This is a genomic window from Nitrobacter sp. MLSD-S21 (assembly GCF_058809865.1).
Genome location: NZ_JBXASZ010000009.1, coordinates 89,289 through 103,495 on the forward strand (window position 1 = coordinate 89,289; position 14,207 = coordinate 103,495).

18 protein-coding genes and 4 pseudogenes are annotated in these 14,207 nt (G+C 56.3%); 10 read left to right on the top strand and 12 right to left on the bottom strand.

Annotated elements, in window-relative coordinates:
* Nucleotides 1-52: 52 nt before the first annotated feature.
* Both AC1RT6_RS19010 and AC1RT6_RS19015 read right to left on the bottom strand, forming a co-directional pair.
* Entirely contained in the window at nt 53-799 is a 747-nt protein-coding gene (locus tag AC1RT6_RS19010) for a hypothetical protein (protein WP_493029601.1), read from the bottom strand.
* A 57-nt stretch (nt 800-856) separates the two neighbouring features.
* Complete coding sequence (locus tag AC1RT6_RS19015) at nt 857-1,387, bottom strand: DUF6790 family protein (RefSeq protein ID WP_472791797.1); 531 nt, start codon at nt 1,385-1,387, stop codon at nt 857-859.
* An 809-nt stretch (nt 1,388-2,196) separates the two neighbouring features.
* Between AC1RT6_RS19015 and AC1RT6_RS19020 the strand changes: the two genes are divergently transcribed.
* Nucleotides 2,197-2,370, top strand: coding sequence for a hypothetical protein (locus AC1RT6_RS19020; protein WP_472791795.1), 174 nt, complete (start codon nt 2,197-2,199; stop codon nt 2,368-2,370).
* 125 nt (nt 2,371-2,495) lie between these two features.
* Here AC1RT6_RS19020 and glgX read toward each other — a convergent pair.
* Together glgX and AC1RT6_RS19030 are read right to left on the bottom strand one after the other, a co-directional pair.
* A pseudogene (gene glgX, locus AC1RT6_RS19025) lies at nt 2,496-3,655 on the bottom strand (glycogen debranching protein GlgX); the annotation flags it as partial.
* Nucleotides 3,654-3,845, bottom strand: a pseudogene (locus AC1RT6_RS19030) (transposase); the annotation flags it as partial. The pseudogenes AC1RT6_RS19030 and glgX, both read right to left, overlap by 2 nt.
* A 267-nt stretch (nt 3,846-4,112) precedes the next feature.
* Here AC1RT6_RS19030 and AC1RT6_RS19035 point away from each other — a divergent pair.
* Nucleotides 4,113-4,418: a hypothetical protein gene (locus tag AC1RT6_RS19035; protein ID WP_472791794.1), complete on the top strand. Its 306-nt coding sequence runs from the start codon at nt 4,113-4,115 to the stop codon at nt 4,416-4,418.
* On the opposite strand, the gene AC1RT6_RS19040 is transcribed toward AC1RT6_RS19035, so the two are convergent.
* From AC1RT6_RS19040 to AC1RT6_RS19065, 6 genes are all read right to left on the bottom strand, one after another.
* Nucleotides 4,409-4,582: a DUF2934 domain-containing protein gene (locus tag AC1RT6_RS19040; protein WP_472791793.1), complete on the bottom strand. Its 174-nt coding sequence runs from the start codon at nt 4,580-4,582 to the stop codon at nt 4,409-4,411. The two genes, AC1RT6_RS19035 and AC1RT6_RS19040, sit on opposite strands and share 10 nt — an antisense overlap.
* 269 nt (nt 4,583-4,851) lie before the next feature.
* The gene (locus tag AC1RT6_RS19045) at nt 4,852-5,421 is read right to left on the bottom strand and encodes a diguanylate cyclase (protein ID WP_493029602.1); all 570 of its coding nucleotides are present in this window, start codon (nt 5,419-5,421) and stop codon (nt 4,852-4,854) included.
* Nucleotides 5,422-5,500: 79 nt separating this feature from the next.
* Entirely contained in the window at nt 5,501-5,755 is a 255-nt protein-coding gene (locus tag AC1RT6_RS19050) for a DUF6894 family protein (protein ID WP_472791792.1), read from the bottom strand.
* A 10-nt stretch (nt 5,756-5,765) separates the two neighbouring features.
* Nucleotides 5,766-5,999 (bottom strand): DUF6894 family protein, encoded by a 234-nt coding sequence (locus AC1RT6_RS19055; RefSeq protein ID WP_472791791.1) that lies wholly within the window; start codon nt 5,997-5,999, stop codon nt 5,766-5,768.
* Between the two features lie 32 nt (nt 6,000-6,031).
* The gene (locus tag AC1RT6_RS19060) at nt 6,032-6,220 is read right to left on the bottom strand and encodes a hypothetical protein (protein WP_493029603.1); all 189 of its coding nucleotides are present in this window, start codon (nt 6,218-6,220) and stop codon (nt 6,032-6,034) included.
* Nucleotides 6,221-6,991: 771 nt separating this feature from the next.
* A complete protein-coding gene (locus AC1RT6_RS19065; protein WP_472791789.1) occupies nt 6,992-8,023 on the bottom strand; it encodes a cytochrome-c peroxidase in 1,032 nt (343 codons plus the stop codon).
* Nucleotides 8,024-8,847: 824 nt separating this feature from the next.
* Here AC1RT6_RS19065 and AC1RT6_RS19070 point away from each other — a divergent pair.
* The 4 genes and pseudogenes from AC1RT6_RS19070 to AC1RT6_RS19085 all read left to right on the top strand — a co-directional run.
* Nucleotides 8,848-9,072, top strand: a pseudogene (locus AC1RT6_RS19070) (exodeoxyribonuclease III); the annotation flags it as partial.
* A gap of 49 nt (nt 9,073-9,121) precedes the next feature.
* Entirely contained in the window at nt 9,122-9,376 is a 255-nt protein-coding gene (locus AC1RT6_RS19075; protein ID WP_493029604.1) for an NUDIX domain-containing protein, read from the top strand.
* Nucleotides 9,377-9,447: 71 nt separating this feature from the next.
* A complete protein-coding gene (locus AC1RT6_RS19080; RefSeq protein ID WP_493029605.1) occupies nt 9,448-9,603 on the top strand; it encodes a hypothetical protein in 156 nt (51 codons plus the stop codon).
* Between the two features lie 132 nt (nt 9,604-9,735).
* A complete protein-coding gene (locus tag AC1RT6_RS19085; protein WP_472791788.1) occupies nt 9,736-10,227 on the top strand; it encodes a DUF421 domain-containing protein in 492 nt (163 codons plus the stop codon).
* A gap of 2 nt (nt 10,228-10,229) precedes the next feature.
* Here the strand turns inward: AC1RT6_RS19085 and ligD are convergent.
* Both ligD and AC1RT6_RS19095 read right to left on the bottom strand, forming a co-directional pair.
* A pseudogene (gene ligD / locus AC1RT6_RS19090) lies at nt 10,230-11,177 on the bottom strand (non-homologous end-joining DNA ligase).
* A gap of 50 nt (nt 11,178-11,227) precedes the next feature.
* Nucleotides 11,228-11,398, bottom strand: coding sequence for a hypothetical protein (locus tag AC1RT6_RS19095; protein ID WP_472791787.1), 171 nt, complete (start codon nt 11,396-11,398; stop codon nt 11,228-11,230).
* 461 nt (nt 11,399-11,859) lie between these two features.
* Between AC1RT6_RS19095 and AC1RT6_RS19100 the strand changes: the two genes are divergently transcribed.
* The 4 genes from AC1RT6_RS19100 to AC1RT6_RS19115 all read left to right on the top strand — a co-directional run bounded on the left by AC1RT6_RS19100 (nt 11,860) and on the right by AC1RT6_RS19115 (nt 14,182).
* Complete coding sequence (locus tag AC1RT6_RS19100) at nt 11,860-12,498, top strand: cysteine hydrolase family protein (protein WP_472791786.1); 639 nt, start codon at nt 11,860-11,862, stop codon at nt 12,496-12,498.
* The gene (locus AC1RT6_RS19105) at nt 12,495-12,809 is read left to right on the top strand and encodes a hypothetical protein (RefSeq protein ID WP_472791785.1); all 315 of its coding nucleotides are present in this window, start codon (nt 12,495-12,497) and stop codon (nt 12,807-12,809) included. Before AC1RT6_RS19100 ends, AC1RT6_RS19105 begins: the two co-directional genes overlap by 4 nt.
* Before the next feature lie 30 nt (nt 12,810-12,839).
* Nucleotides 12,840-13,010 (top strand): hypothetical protein, encoded by a 171-nt coding sequence (locus tag AC1RT6_RS19110; protein WP_472791784.1) that lies wholly within the window; start codon nt 12,840-12,842, stop codon nt 13,008-13,010.
* A gap of 365 nt (nt 13,011-13,375) precedes the next feature.
* The gene (locus AC1RT6_RS19115; RefSeq protein WP_472791783.1) at nt 13,376-14,182 is read left to right on the top strand and encodes a DUF72 domain-containing protein; all 807 of its coding nucleotides are present in this window, start codon (nt 13,376-13,378) and stop codon (nt 14,180-14,182) included.
* Nucleotides 14,183-14,207 lie beyond the last annotated feature (25 nt).

Sequence of the window (14,207 nt, forward strand, 5' to 3'; positions counted from 1 at the left end):
CGCGCGAAAGCGCCCCGTGCGGGGTTGATGTCTTTCAAGCGATGGGCTGCTGCTACTGTAGTGGTGCCGCAGCATTCCAGGCTGCATTATATGCCGAACACTTTAGTTCCGCCGTTTCCGAGTCCGTTTTGAGAAAGGACGTTGGCGCACGATGTGCGAGGCTGTTGAAGGATTGCCCGACGTTCCAGACGATGGCGTGATCTATAATAATGATCCGGTCATGGAGCGAGCGAGCTGCGGCCAAACGGACCTCTAACGGTCTCTTGATGCCGAACTGCGCGGTCCAAGCACTCACTGACGCCTTTACCGTGCCCTTCATGTGATGCGCATCCCTGAGCAGACGAAGTGAAACGCCCTCGTTCGAAAAGTGAGCAAATTCGGTGAAAAACTTTTCGTCAAGATACGGGTCGACGATGAGTAGGTCTTGTTTTGCTTCAGCTAGCAATCTACCTGCCGTGGCCATCGCATCAAAGACATCGCCGGCGGGAATAAACGCACCTCGCGCGCTTGCTGGTAGATCGAGCTCCACAGTGGCGAGCGCGGTGAAAACCAGGCGCTTAATCTCGTTCACGCCGATCTCGTGATTGTTCATAGAATTGATTTTTCGTACTGCAGTTGTGAACTGAACTTCATCCCCCGTCCCAAGCGCCTCCCCGACCAGCGCGGTGGCTCGGCCAAGCCAGCGGAAGGACTCGTCCGTTTGAAGTGCTCCATATTCAAAATTCGGAAAGCTTTCGGTCAACACACGCAATTCGCCGTATAGCGCTTGGGCTGGCATCTTAGACAGCATGTTCCTCATTTTGAGGCGACAACCACAGCACGCGGCTTCAGCCGTGTTCGGGTGCGAGCTTGGTCATTACGATTGTTCATCGATCCTCTTTTCCGTTCGCTTCACCGTCGTTTTGTCAGCGTTCGCCGTTGAAATGAAAACCAAAACAATCGCTATCAGCGGGCAAACAATGTCCATGTAGAACGGCAAGCCCGCATTGCCCGGTGCAAAGTTGCCGGCCACCACCATCTGTCGAACGTGCCCGATGGCATCTCCAAGCAAAAACACCGACGCCGCGCAGACTGCAGCAGCTTTGAAGGCAAGCTCTCGCCAAAAAGAGATGATCGCCGTGATTCCGATCGCCAGGTCCGCTATACCGACCTCGAACTGGAAAGGGCTCACCTGCCATCCGATGTGTGCCGCGGCCGTGGCGGGGAAAAACACGTGGGTCAGACCCGCCCACAGGCCGGTCACCCCGACCGGCAAAAGCAGAATCCAGGCGAGAAAACGCTCTGCAGCAGGAGCCGGTGTCCGGCGAACCGCGGCAATCACCAGCGCGGCTACGAAGAGAAAGGCAGGAAGGTTGCGGAGAAAGAATGCGATGTATTCACCGATCATCGCTCGCCTCTAGCTCCGCTGATACACCAAGCAACTGGAGGTTCGGACTGCGGAGATCCGCTCGAGGGTATGATCGCCGCCCATCATCGATGCAGGTCACACTCAACTGTCCCAGTTGGGAGGTCGAAGGAAGCGTAGCCGTGGGTTGCCGTGCAAAAGTCGAACGACATACCGTCACGTTCAGCGTACCATCCAGCGCGTCCGCAACTTTTCTCCGTGATCTTGTAAGTATGGCCCTGCCATTCCAGAGTCTGTTTCGTTTCATTGATCTTCAGCGTGGATGCCCGGCCTTGGCTTTTGCACACGTAAGTGAGGGATACTTCGGATGTTGCCTGCTCGGTTGCACGAACCTGGTCGGCGAGGCCGATACTGGCAGAAGGCAATGTGAACCAAAGTGACAAAAGCGGAAGTCGTATGAGCTTTGACATCAAGGTTTTCAGAGTTTTCCTCACTTCTTCACCTTCAGCCCAATCTCTACAAGTCGGCGGATGGCTTCGGGACGGTTGGGAAGGTCGTCCTGTTGCCGACGCCAGTTGTCGAGTTTAGTGGCCATTTCAGCTTGGATGCGGACGCCGACGAGGTCCCCCGTTACAGGAGGGCGTTTTTTTCGCGTTCTCGTGTTAACATCAGTTGCTTTATTCATGAACTCATGTTATCACGAACAAGTCAGGCCGCCAAGGTGCTCGTAACACCTTGACGACCTTAACCCTAACCAAGGAGCGGCCCATGGCTCGGGCTATCAAGAAGGTTATCACGAATCCGGCTTCGACCGATCCCGTAGTCATCCGAGCGCGCACCTTGCGTGACCTGTGGAACGCCACGATGGCGCCGAGAGCGAGGCCTTCGCGGCAAAGGAGGATGGCGATACCTCGTTGAACGCCGTGATCAACGAACAGACCGACCAAATCCTGCAATGGAAGGATATTGTCGAGAACGAGATACATCAAGCCATTGTTTGCCGGCGCGGGGCGGCCGAGTGGTGAGATCTAACCATAGGCGGAGCTCAATGACGGGTTAGGCATATCAGCTAGGTTGGTAAGATGATTGTATCGCCTTCCTCGGCGAAATACCTCGAGCTTGATCCTTTCCTCCCTCTTCAAGCGCTGCTGTTATCCTGAGCGTAAGCATTGTTATTTCCACTTTGCGTATGGCCAAACTCATCACCAGCGAGCAGCATTGGCGTGCCAAGTGACAGAATCGTGGTTGCCAGAAGGTTGCGTTTTTGACGCTCTCTCAATCGAACGATGTTCTGATCGTCAGTCGGCCCTTCGGCGCCATGGTTCCAGGAATGGTTGTTGGAGTGACCATCACGATTGTCTTCGCCGTTCGCTTCGTTGTGTTTGTCATCGTAAGACACAAGGTCGTTCAGATTAAACCCGTCGTGAGCGGTGATAAAGTTGACCGTCGACCAAGGCTTGCGTCCACGCTTGTTGAACAGATCGCCAGATCCAGAAATGCGTTTTGCCATTTCGGGAAGCATTCCTGTATCGCCCTTCCAGTAGCTACGTACCGCGTCGCGAAATTTATCGTTCCATTCTGCCCAGCCAGGCGGGAATTGGCCGACCTGATAGCCTCCAGGTCCGATATCCCATGGCTCGGCTATCAGTTTGACGCTCGAAAGAACCGGGTCCTGGCGGCAGGTGTCAAGAAAGCCTCCGCCTTCGTCGAAGCCATAGGGCTCCCGCGCAAGGATTGTCGCAAGGTCGAACCGGAAGCCGTCGACCCGCATTTCTGTTGCCCAGTACCGCAATGAATCGGCCACCATTTGCAACACACGCTGGTGAGATAGGTTGACCGTATTTCCGGTCCCAGTGTCATTTATATAGTAGCGCTTCTAATCGGGCAGGAGCCGATAATAGCTTTATCGATTCCCTTGAACGATAGGGTTGGGCCCAGCTCGTTGCCTTCAGCCGTATGATTATAAACGACGTCCAGAATCACCTCGAGCCCGCTCGCGTGAAACTGGTTGATCATTTCCTTGAATTCACCGACTCCGCCGGAGCGCTGATAACGTGGATCGGCAGCAAAAAAGCCTAGCGAATTATAGCCCCAATAATTGCGAAGTCCTTTTTCGATGAGATAGCTATCGTCCACGAAGGCGTGAACGGGGAGCAATTCTGTAGCCGTAATCCCGAGAGAACGTAGATACTCCGGTATCATCGGATGGGCCAATCCCAGGAACGTGCCACGATCCTGCTCCGGCACCATTGGGTGGCGCTTAGTGAAGCCTTTGACGTGCATCTCATAAATAACTGTCTGTTCCCAGGGACCAGGTGTAGTAGAGGCTCTGGGCTATCCCTTCCTTGCGGCACAGCTCGGCGATGCTGTCTTCGCCCCGAAGCCCATCCAGCACGATCCGGATTTTGTCCTCTGATGAAAAGTGCCGCCGCGTCGCACGGCGGATATCTTTGACTACGTGTTCGGCGGAGCGTTTGCCGCCAGTCGACTTCGTACTCATGTTCGTTCCTTCGTCTGCGACGAGAACCGAACACTCCTTAGACCACACCATCAATTCTGTGCCATAGGCGTTGATCCCGGACAGTCCGCGAAATGCTCGAGCAGATGCCGGACCTTGCCAATAGGGGAATGTGCATCCTCGTCCGCGACGAACGCGGGGATACGGTTTCTATAGTGCTAGTGAGCTAGCGAACAAACCGCCAGCCCTTTGAAGAGCCGGCGGGTCTTCTACCTGCTACTTGTTAGAATGCGTATTTGCAGTGGCGCTGTGGCCGTGCGCCTTGCCGCTGTGCTCGTGGGCGGCTGTCGAATGCTCCTTTCCACGGTCGTGGCGGCCGTTATCGTGATGATGCGCAGCTTGGCGGTGATGATGGGCAGCCGCTTCATGATGGGACGCGGCGTTATGGTGGTGTTCGCTCGAAGCATGCTGTTCTTTGGAAGCGTCCATTGTATTTCTCCTAAAGCCCCCGCCCATAAAATTTTGAGAGCGAGTTCGTTCCGAAAAGCTTCAAGAGAGAGAGTTGAGCGACGAGGAAAATCGCTAGCACCTGTCCTTGATACCGGTCAATTCTGATTGTCCGGACTTCCCTTCATGTCTTCGCCCCGATCCTGCAGTCCTGACAATTCCCGTTCTGCAGTGCGCCAGAACTCGTCATCGCGATTCTCAGGCTTCCCATGCGTCTCCCATAGTTCTTTGGCGCGTTGGCGGATTTCTTCTTCTGTTGGCTTTGGTCGCATCGTTGACAATCTCCAGGTGTTCGGACTGAATTTCTAAAAAAGGAAGGACCGCGCGGGCATTACACCGCACGGCCTTTCTTGGTGACTGTCCCGCTGGCGCAGAATTCCGTCCCCGCCGATAAATCGCGACCGCCAGCGAGGTTCCTATCTTTGCGCGAGGCGACTGGACTAGCTGGCTCCGACGGCCTCCGCATAGGCCATGGCAGCACCGTCGGGCGAGCCCTTTATGGCACGTGACTCAGCTCGGTCAGCCGATCGCTCTCTCTTGCCTAACCCGACTTGGCGTCTTTCGATTTGGGCGGCACCAACCTTCCTCGATTGGGGCGCAACCCTCGCCAAAACTCTTCGAGATAAGGCAGCAATTCGAATAGCAAGACGATGCTCAAAATGCCTACAATATAGAAGATCGGTAGCGGCTCGGGCTTCCAGCTCAGATCAGTTCGCAACGGTTCCGGCCCGGCGCCAAACATCGCCAAAAACTGGTGCCAGTGCAGTGAGACCACGCTGACGATCGCCATTAAGGGTATTATCTCGAGAAAGCTATGGACATGCTGTTCGATAGGAGTGACCGTCCGAAGGGTTGTCGCATAGCTCACGTCCCATAATGCAGTTGCCTCATGCACTAAAAACATCACAATCATAAAAGCGATAATCAAACCGTTGATGTCCAGGAACATGGCTGCAAGCAGGGGAAACCCGATTTCCGCGAACATCAGAAGATGGAGTAGCGACTCTTTTGCGCCGCTCGTCGTTTCTATGTGACTGGCGCGATGGCAAAGCCAGTCGGCAAATCCGGCCACCAGCCAGAGCGGCAGGATAAAATACATCAGAATGATCACCGTCGGATCGTCTAGCAGCGCAATCTACCACCGCGGTTCTCGTTCAGTCATTTACAAGTATGGGAGCGAGCCCATGGGGCTAGGAATTCAACCGAACCGTAAAGCGCGCTTGCAAAACAGGGCCATTATCATCACGAACTTCAACCGCTAAGAGACCGCCCTCTCCGTCGATCTGGCGACTACGGATGGCCTCTTTCGCGAGGTCCGCCAACGACAACGCCGCTTCCTCCTGCGCGGAATGAAGAGATGCGAGTTCAAGCCCTTCTTCGTCGGGCGTGAGTTGATCGCCATCTCGCAAATCAAAATAGTAACGAGGCATCAGCTCCGCCCTCAATTCCCACCGTTCAGCCCCGCCTAATGAGGTCGTCCAGGGCTACGGTCATGACTACTTTGCCGTCTGAGTCGGTCACTTGAATATCATTGGGAGCAACGTCGCCGGATCTTACAGCCTCAATCAGAGCCTCTCGGGCGGATGATTCAGCAACGCTACGGGCGGCCTCGCGATCGGGAAGATACTCACCTTCAACATCCTGAATCAGCGTATCTCCAGTTCGCGCATTAAAGTGGAACAACGGCATGTTCACTTTCCTCTCTTGCGCCTCCAGGCCGCTTAGCGCCGGGCCAACTTGCACTGGGCATCCAAAATCATCCGGAGCTTGTTCCCGTCCAGCAACTCCGGCGCTCGTTTATGTCCTGATTTCACGAGCTGGGACTGAATTTTCTTCCAGCCCTTGTACTTGCCAGAATCGGCGAGCTTCACCGCCTCCTTGAAGACCTCAAGCTTCTCTTCTTTGTTCATTGTGAACCCTCGCTACCGGCGGAAAACACCATTCCAATCCAGAAGATTGGCTAGTGTTCCTGAGCTTGGCGAGGAACCGACAAGTGCTGCCGTCGCCCACACCGCTTGTTGCCGCTTCAGTGCGACTGCCTGCCGCTCCTGACGGATTAAATGCGCGGTGCGCATGGCCGGGGAAACCGTGGCCGTTTTGGGGCGTTAGGCCGAGGGCCGCCTCGTTCGGCGCGCCTCGAGTGCAGTTAAAGCGAGAACGGGACTGAACATATGTCGACGAAAAATAGAGCCCCACGGCCGACCAAACCCACCCATGAGAGGACCAGGACAAGCGGCAGGACCCGCACAAAAAGCAGGCCGATAGAAGGGGATGCAGGACCAAGGGTGGGCGACATTCGGTCAGAAGGACCCCAGATTCAAGTGCAGACGCCACCCCCGCAGCAAGCTCAGCCAGTAATTAGCATCGTTGTGATTGAACAGCTTCTGCGGGGTTACGGCTGTGCGGCCACTGTGAGCGTCGACGAGCACGGGCAAGTGGTTGCCACGGCAGCCAACCCGAGAATGCAGGCGGAGGTGGATAGGCGATTGCAAGAGGTGCTCAGCATGAAGGTCAATAGGACCCCTCTAAGGGGCGCGCGCTAACATCGCACACGCCAATAGGTCGACGAATTAAAGCATCGCCTCGGCCTGGTGATTCTCCTGCCCTGACGAAGCCGCGCCGGCGTCCGGGGACGAATGGCCGGCGGACCCAGGGCCGTTGCCGCCCCTTTCTCAATCGATTTAATGAGTGGGCCCCGATAGCCGCGCATTAGGCGAGTCGGAAGTCAATGTTTGCAGAAATTCAATGAGCGCCTTCTTCTCAGTTTCTGTCAGCGCGAGCGGTTCAATGGAAGGCGAGCGGCTAGGTCGATCGATGCCGCCCTTATTGTATAACTCGATCACGCCTTCCAAAGTCGGAATCGAGCCATCGTGCATGTAGGGGGCACGATTCGCAACGTTGCGTAACGTCGGAGTCTTGAAGGCGTAACGCAACATCTCTGATGTCGGAAAGACTCGTCCCCTTCCAATATCGGCACCGGTCGCAGTACCAATGTCCTGAAAGGATCCATCGGTGAACGATGGGCCGCTGTGGCAGTGCGAGCAGTGGGCCTTGCCGTTGAACAGCGCGAACCCGCGCTTGGCTTCGGCAGAAATGGCCGTCTCGTCGCCCGCAATCCAGCGGTCGAACGGTGCTTCACTGGCAACGATGGTGCGCTCGTAGACTCCCAACGCCTTCTCAATTCTGGTTCGTGTGATGGCGCCTCTTCCGAAGGCAGCGTTAAAGGCGGCAACATATTTCGGCGCGCGGTGCAGGCGTCTTACCAGTTCACGTTCGGTGATGTTCATGTTTTGCGAATTCATGAATACCCTGAATGCCACCGACTCGAGATCCGGAAATTTTCCATCCCAGCCAAGAATATCAACGAACGCGATGTCGATTAATGTGGGTGTACGAATCTTAAGTCCTGCTGGATCTTCGCCGACCGCGAGCGGTAAGCCATCCGCCCATGATTTCGACGGGTTATGACATGACGAACAGGAGATCTTGCGCGATCCTGAAAGGATGGGATCGAAGAACAGCATCTTGCCAAGATCAGCCTTGGCGGGAGTGTAGGGATTACTGTCCGGAAATGGGATCTTTGCCGGGCGTTGATAGTCGGACTTGATCTTATCAGAGATAAGGCCAGAACTATCCGTTTCTTCGGCCGCTGAAAAACTAAGCGGGACGCAGGCAAGCAACGCTGCGATAAGAAGTCCAGTCCATCGTGTCATTTTAGACCAAGTTTGACACTAGCCTGACATTCTTTCGCAATGCTTAAGATTCAGACGCTCCAGGTGCGGACTGTGAAGAGCCGCAATGGGGAAAGCGGAAACTGGCGCGGGATCGGCAGGTCGGTTCCAGCCAGGGCACCCAGCATCCTCGGCAGAGAAACACTGGGGCCGCCACCGGAAGGCGTCCATGAAACGCCTCGGTCTCGTAACGTGTCGGCACGCATTAGGTTGCTGAAAGCGATGACGAGCCTCGCAACGTCGCCGGCTTTGGGCTCTTGGCAGCGTTTGGTCGGCGCGGTCTTTTATTGTGTCGGCCAGCCTCGGCTAATTACACTGAACCACGCGTCGCGAGCCGCTTGGGCGATCCAGTTCGCCACGCCTAACCCCTCGGTGAGCCCCCCTTGCCGGCGGGTTTTACTTGTCCGGCCTGCTCTTTTTATCGGCGAGACATTTCTTCACCGGCGCCCGGGCCCCCAAATGCACGGCCCGGGTATGAAGGCGCACGGAGATAGATTTTTTTACAAAACGTCCAGGAACGTCCAGGCGATTGGCAGCTTGTCTGGCATGGCACATAGCAAAGATCACGGCATCGTTCGCGACGAGAAGGGGCAAGAGCAGCCCAATGATAAAAAGCGAGCACAACAGTCTGGCGTGCAAAAACAGAAGGACGCTGCCAAACAGCCTGAGTCACCGGGACAACCAGCGGGTGGGGAATAGCACCGCGTATGGCATCGCCGAAGACAACGCCTACGGCACAGAATTGATGGTGTGTGATCTAAGGAGTGTTCGGTTCTCGTCGCAGACGAAGTAACGAACATGAATACGAAGGCTGGACGGACGCCCTGCGATATCTCCATCCCGAGGACCCGATGTATACCTTCTGGGATTACATGCGGCACCGCTGGGAGAATGACAAAGGCCTGAGACTCGACCATTTCCTGCTAAGCCCTGATCTCAAAAAACGTCTGATTGATGGTGGCGTAGACCGTAAGGTGCGCGGCAAGGAAGGTGCAAGCGACCACGCGCCGGCCTGGATTGAACTGAAGTGAATTTGCAGGGCGCAAAAGCACGGGCGGGGTCAGCGGGGGAAGGACGGCAATGACTCCGGCGCGGACCTCGTCAAATAAGACTAGCGCCGGCATCCTTCTTTTCAGACGGAAGCGCGGATCTATCCATGTACTGCTCGGGCATCCGGGCGGTCCTTTCTGGATGAAGAAAGATCATGGTGCCTGGACCATTCCAAAAGGTTTGGTTGGTTTGCATGAAGAGCTCCTCGACGCCGCGCGGCGGGAATTCAAGGAAGGGATTGGCTACCGCGCCGGTCGGCGAGTTCATTTCGCTTGGCGCCGCTAGACAGCCGGGTGGCAAAACGGTTCATGTATGGGCGGCCGAAGGTGACTAGAATCCCGATGCGCTCCCAAGCAATGTCTTCGAAATGGAATGGCCGCCGCGTCGGGAAACTTCAGAGTTTTCCCGAGCTCGACCGCGCCTCCTGGTTCGGTTTCAGCGAAGCTCGCGAGCGTATCCTGAAAGGCCAGACTGCTTTCCTCGATCGCCTGCGGGACGCCTGCGGAGAATGAGGGCTGCGGGAACTCTGAAATGTGAGCGAGCGTTGCGACCTTTGGAAGTTCTGACCGAGCGGGCCAAACTTCCGCACTGAGTTAGCCGCCCAAAGATTTCAAGCCGCTAACGATATTCCCGGAGGGTTTCCTATGCATTTGTCGATCGACTGGAATTCCGTCTTCGTACCGGCGATAGGCCTTGCGGAAATCATTGTGCGCGGGAGCCTTATGTATCTTGGGCTGTTTGTCATCCTGCGCGTCATGGCGCGGCGTCAGGCCGGGCATTTTGGCCCCGCGGACCTGTTGGTCATCGTCCTGATCGCCGATGCCGCGCAGAACGGCCTCGGAAAAGACTATGGCTCCGTCACTGAAGGTCTCACACTGGTTCTCACGATTGTCGCCTGGGAATATCTGCTTGACTGGATATCCTGGCGCTATCCCTGGACGAGGCGATACCTCTCGCCTCCTAGCCTTACGCTTGTGCGTGACGGACGCCTTATCTCCCAAAATTTACGCAAGGAAATGATCACGGAGGATGAGTTGAAAGCGCAGCTGCGAGAACATCAGGTCGAAGATTACGCAGACGTCAGGCTCGCGACACTTGAGGGCGACGGACGGCTCAGCGTCTTGAAGCGAACATGAGTTTAGCCGTGCGGCCACTCACGTTCACGCACAACGTCTTTAGCCTGCTTATCGGCGCGAAGTCCGAGATAGACGGGATGACGCATCTCGCCGGAGCTCGTCCACTCCGTGAACTTGACCTCTGCCACCAGCTGCGGTTTCACCCACGTCGTAACGGATTCATCTTTTACTTTCTTAGCGAACGGCGACTTTTCAGTTTTCAATTTGATCAGCTCGCCGTGCAGCTCTTTCAGGGTGTCTTGGCTGAAGCCCGTGCCGACATGCCCGATATACCGCCATCCCTTGCTCTCCCGCAGCGCGAGCGTCAGCGCGCCGAGGAACGGCCTCGTTTTTCTCGGAGCCGTGAAGCCAGCGATAACAACTCCTGGCGCTTAAGACGTCTTGATCTTAAGCCAGTTATCCGTGCGCGCGCCCGACTGGTACTTGCTGTCCGCGCGCTTCGCCATGATGCCTTCGAGGCCCTTGCGCTCAGCTTCCTCAAAGAACTTCGTCCCAAATGTCTTTCGGTCGCGGCTGAAGGCGATCAGCTTGTGTTTTGGCAGGATGGCTTTGAGGCGCTTCTTCCGATCGGTCAGCGGTAATGCGCGCAGGTCGTCACCATCCTGAAACATGAGGTCGAATGCAAAGAAGCGCAGCCTCGCGTCGCGCCGGAGGGCATTTTGCAAGAGCTGGAAATGTGAGACGCACTCATCGTCAAGAGCCACGAGCTCGCCGTCGATGACGGCGTCGCCTTTCACGCCTTCCAGCGCTTTGGCGACTTCAATGTAGCTATGGCTGATGATCTTGCCGTTGCGGCTGTAGAGCGCAACCTTGCCGGATGCAATCTTGGCGACCACCCGGATGCCGTCGTACTTATCTTCGAAAATCCAGCCTTTGTCGTCGAACGGACCGTCCGTTAGCGTTGCGAGCATCGGCTGCAGTTGCTTCGGCAGGGTCGAGACTCGAGCCAAGCGGCGCTCCTTTTTAGGATGTTGTACGAAGTTGACCGAGCAGCTTCGAGCTATTTACGCGCTCCCGACTTTTTAGCTTTCTTTGGCGTCCGCGTCTTGGTCGCGGTCTTGGCCTTCGCGGCGCTGGCTTTGACGGGCTTGCGGTCGCCGCGGTCACCGTGTCCCGCCTTGGCGGGTGTTTTGGCTTTGCGCCGCCGATCCTGTGAGAGGGACCGGCTCACATCGTCGCTTTCTTCAATGCGCCGTTCGAGTCGCGCCGAATAAAGCGTTTGTCGCCGCGCGGTGCGATCAATTCACTCTTGGAAGCCTTGGTCCGGCCTTTCGTTGTTTTCTTCAAGTTCGCCTCCCTTGGGTTGTTGAATATATCCAACCCGCTGGAAAGCCTAGCGGCTCCTTCAGCCGCGGCGCGCCGCCAGCTTCGCTGTCGACCGGGCTCTAGCGCGTTCTGCAGACTTGCGCCCGAGTCGTCGTCTCGGTCCGAGTTAACGATCCCTCGCGCATCAGACGGGGCAGCGCCCCTTCGGCCGTCAAGGGCAAGCTCACTTGCGCGGTGCGTAGCCGCACCCCTGACTGCCTTCCCCCGCTCATTGCCGCCGGGCTAGCGGGTTGCAGCCGCACCCCTTCTCAAAAACAGGAACTAAGCGTGAAAGACTCCGTTGGAGCTGGCTTTCAAGGATAGGCCATGTCGAAAAATGAAGAGCTCCGCTATGGGGCGCCCGGAGAAAACACCGTTCATATCTGCGTCGACATGCAAAGAATGTTCGCAGAAAGCACTGAATGGAAAATGCCTTGGTTGCCATGCGTGCTGCCCAATGTCATTGCCATCGCGTCCGTTTACCCTGAGAGAACCATTTTTACGCGCTTCATCCCGGCTGCAAAACCGGGCCACGGCGTCGGGATGTGGCGGCACTATTACGAGCGCTGGGGATCGATGACTATCGACCAGCTCGGGCCGAAAATGATCGGGCTTGTCCCTGAACTCGCTGAATTCGTCCCTCCTGCCCGAATTTTTGACAAGCATGTTTACTCGCCGTGGACCGGGACCGACCTGCACCAGCAGCTGCACGGGGCGGGAGTTGATACCATCATCATCACCGGGGGCGAGACCGATGTCTGTGTGCTCGCGACCATGCTGGGCGCGATCGACTGGGGCTTCCGCGCCATCCTCGTGACAGATGCGCTTTGCAGCTCCGCAGACGAAACCCACGATGCAATGATGGAAGTCTATATGAACCGTTTTGGGGAGCAGGTTGAATGCGTTACGACCGAGACCATCCTCAATAGCTGGTCCGGACGTGGGCAAGTGAGGCTATTGCCATGAGCGCCTCCCATCTCGTGCAGATTATCCTGCCTAAGGAGACGGGCAGCGGCGAGCCGGTCTCACAGGAATGGTTTGAAGGGCTGTTGAAAGAACTGACCGAGAAATTCGGCGGTGCGACGAGTTTCGTGCGCGCTCCCGGCCAGGGCCTGTGGCGAAGCGGCGGCGAGACCGAGCGCGACAATATCGCCGTCATCGAGGTGATGACGGAGCGCCTCGTACCCGAATACTGGCGATCTTTGCGGGAGACGCTGGAAGCCGACCTGCGTCAGGAGGAGATCGTTATCCGCGCCCAGGAAATCATCCAACTTTGAAATTCGGCGGGCTAGTCGCAGGGAGTGCATATGGATTCGATGATGCTGGTCAGGACGTTTTATGCAGTCAGCACGGTCATTGCCGCCGCGCTTGTGGCTGCCAATTGGAATGCTCGTGTCATGGTCGCGGGCTTTGCGATCTTCATCGTCGCATCTATTGCATGGATGGTCGACGGTTGGCTTGAGAACAAGGCTCGCTGATCACCCAGAATGCCATTCTGCTTCTGATCAATCTCCTTAGTGTCTGCTGGCGGTCGCTTTCCAAAACTCACGAAGAAATGGCGAGATAGCTCTGGCGCGGCCATTGTGCGGAACCAGAGGCTTCCATGGAACATTGGAAGCCTATGGCGCGCAAACTCTGTACAACGTCGTGCTGAGGCTGAGGAAGAGCGCTGGGAGAAGTTGAAGGACCGGCTGGAAGATGCTGTGTCGAGAGCAGGCAGCTAGCTATGCCCCGTCGAAGCACCATTCCTGAAAAAAAGGATTTAACGCCGGAGGCGCAGCGAGAGCGGCGTCAGCTCCGGCGCGAGAAGCAACGACAGGACAACATTCAGCGTGCGGCGAAAATGCACGTCGCGCGGCAAAAGATGGAGGCGAACTCTGAACATACCGCGCATGACCTCAGAGCATCGGTCTTTGTTGGATGCTCAGGCTGGCGTTACTGGAAATGGCGGGACTCCTTTTATGCAGGCGTAGCGCAGCCAAACTGGTTTGAGCACTACTCGCAAGCCTTCGACACGGTTGAGATCAACGCTTCATTCTATTCATGGCCTACCGTTGCGAATGTTCGAGCCTGGCGTCGGCAGCCGCGAGACAAAAAGTTCGTGTACACAGTCAAGGTCTGCGAACTCATCACTCATGTGAAGCGTTTTAAAGGGACGAAGACCCTCATTCGGGATTTTGGTATCATTGCTGATCTTCTTGGGGAGCGAATGGGCTGCTTTCTCTTTCAGCTGCCTCCCAGCTACCACTTCACGAAGGCACGGCTCAAGTCGATCGTGAACCAGCTCGATCCAGCGCGCCGTAACGTCGTAGAATTTCGGCACAAGAGCTGGTGGAACGAAGACGTTTATCGCGCCTTCCGCAAAGCGGGGGTTATCTTTTGCTCATGCAGCGGGCCTCGGCTTCCGGATGAACTCATCCGGACTGCGGAGGATATCTATGTCCGCCTACATGGTCCGCTGCGGTGGTACAGGCATGACTATTCGGATGAAGAACTGAAAAAATGGGCATTCAGGATCAAAGCAAGCGGTGCAAGAAGAGCCTGGGTCTACTTCAATAACGACTACGAAGCGAACGCCACACAGAACGCGCGCAGTCTCGACCGCCTGCTGTCCAGGCGGGCTTCCTCTCAGAGAAAACCGGAACGCTAGTCGGCTTGCTCATGTGACATGTATT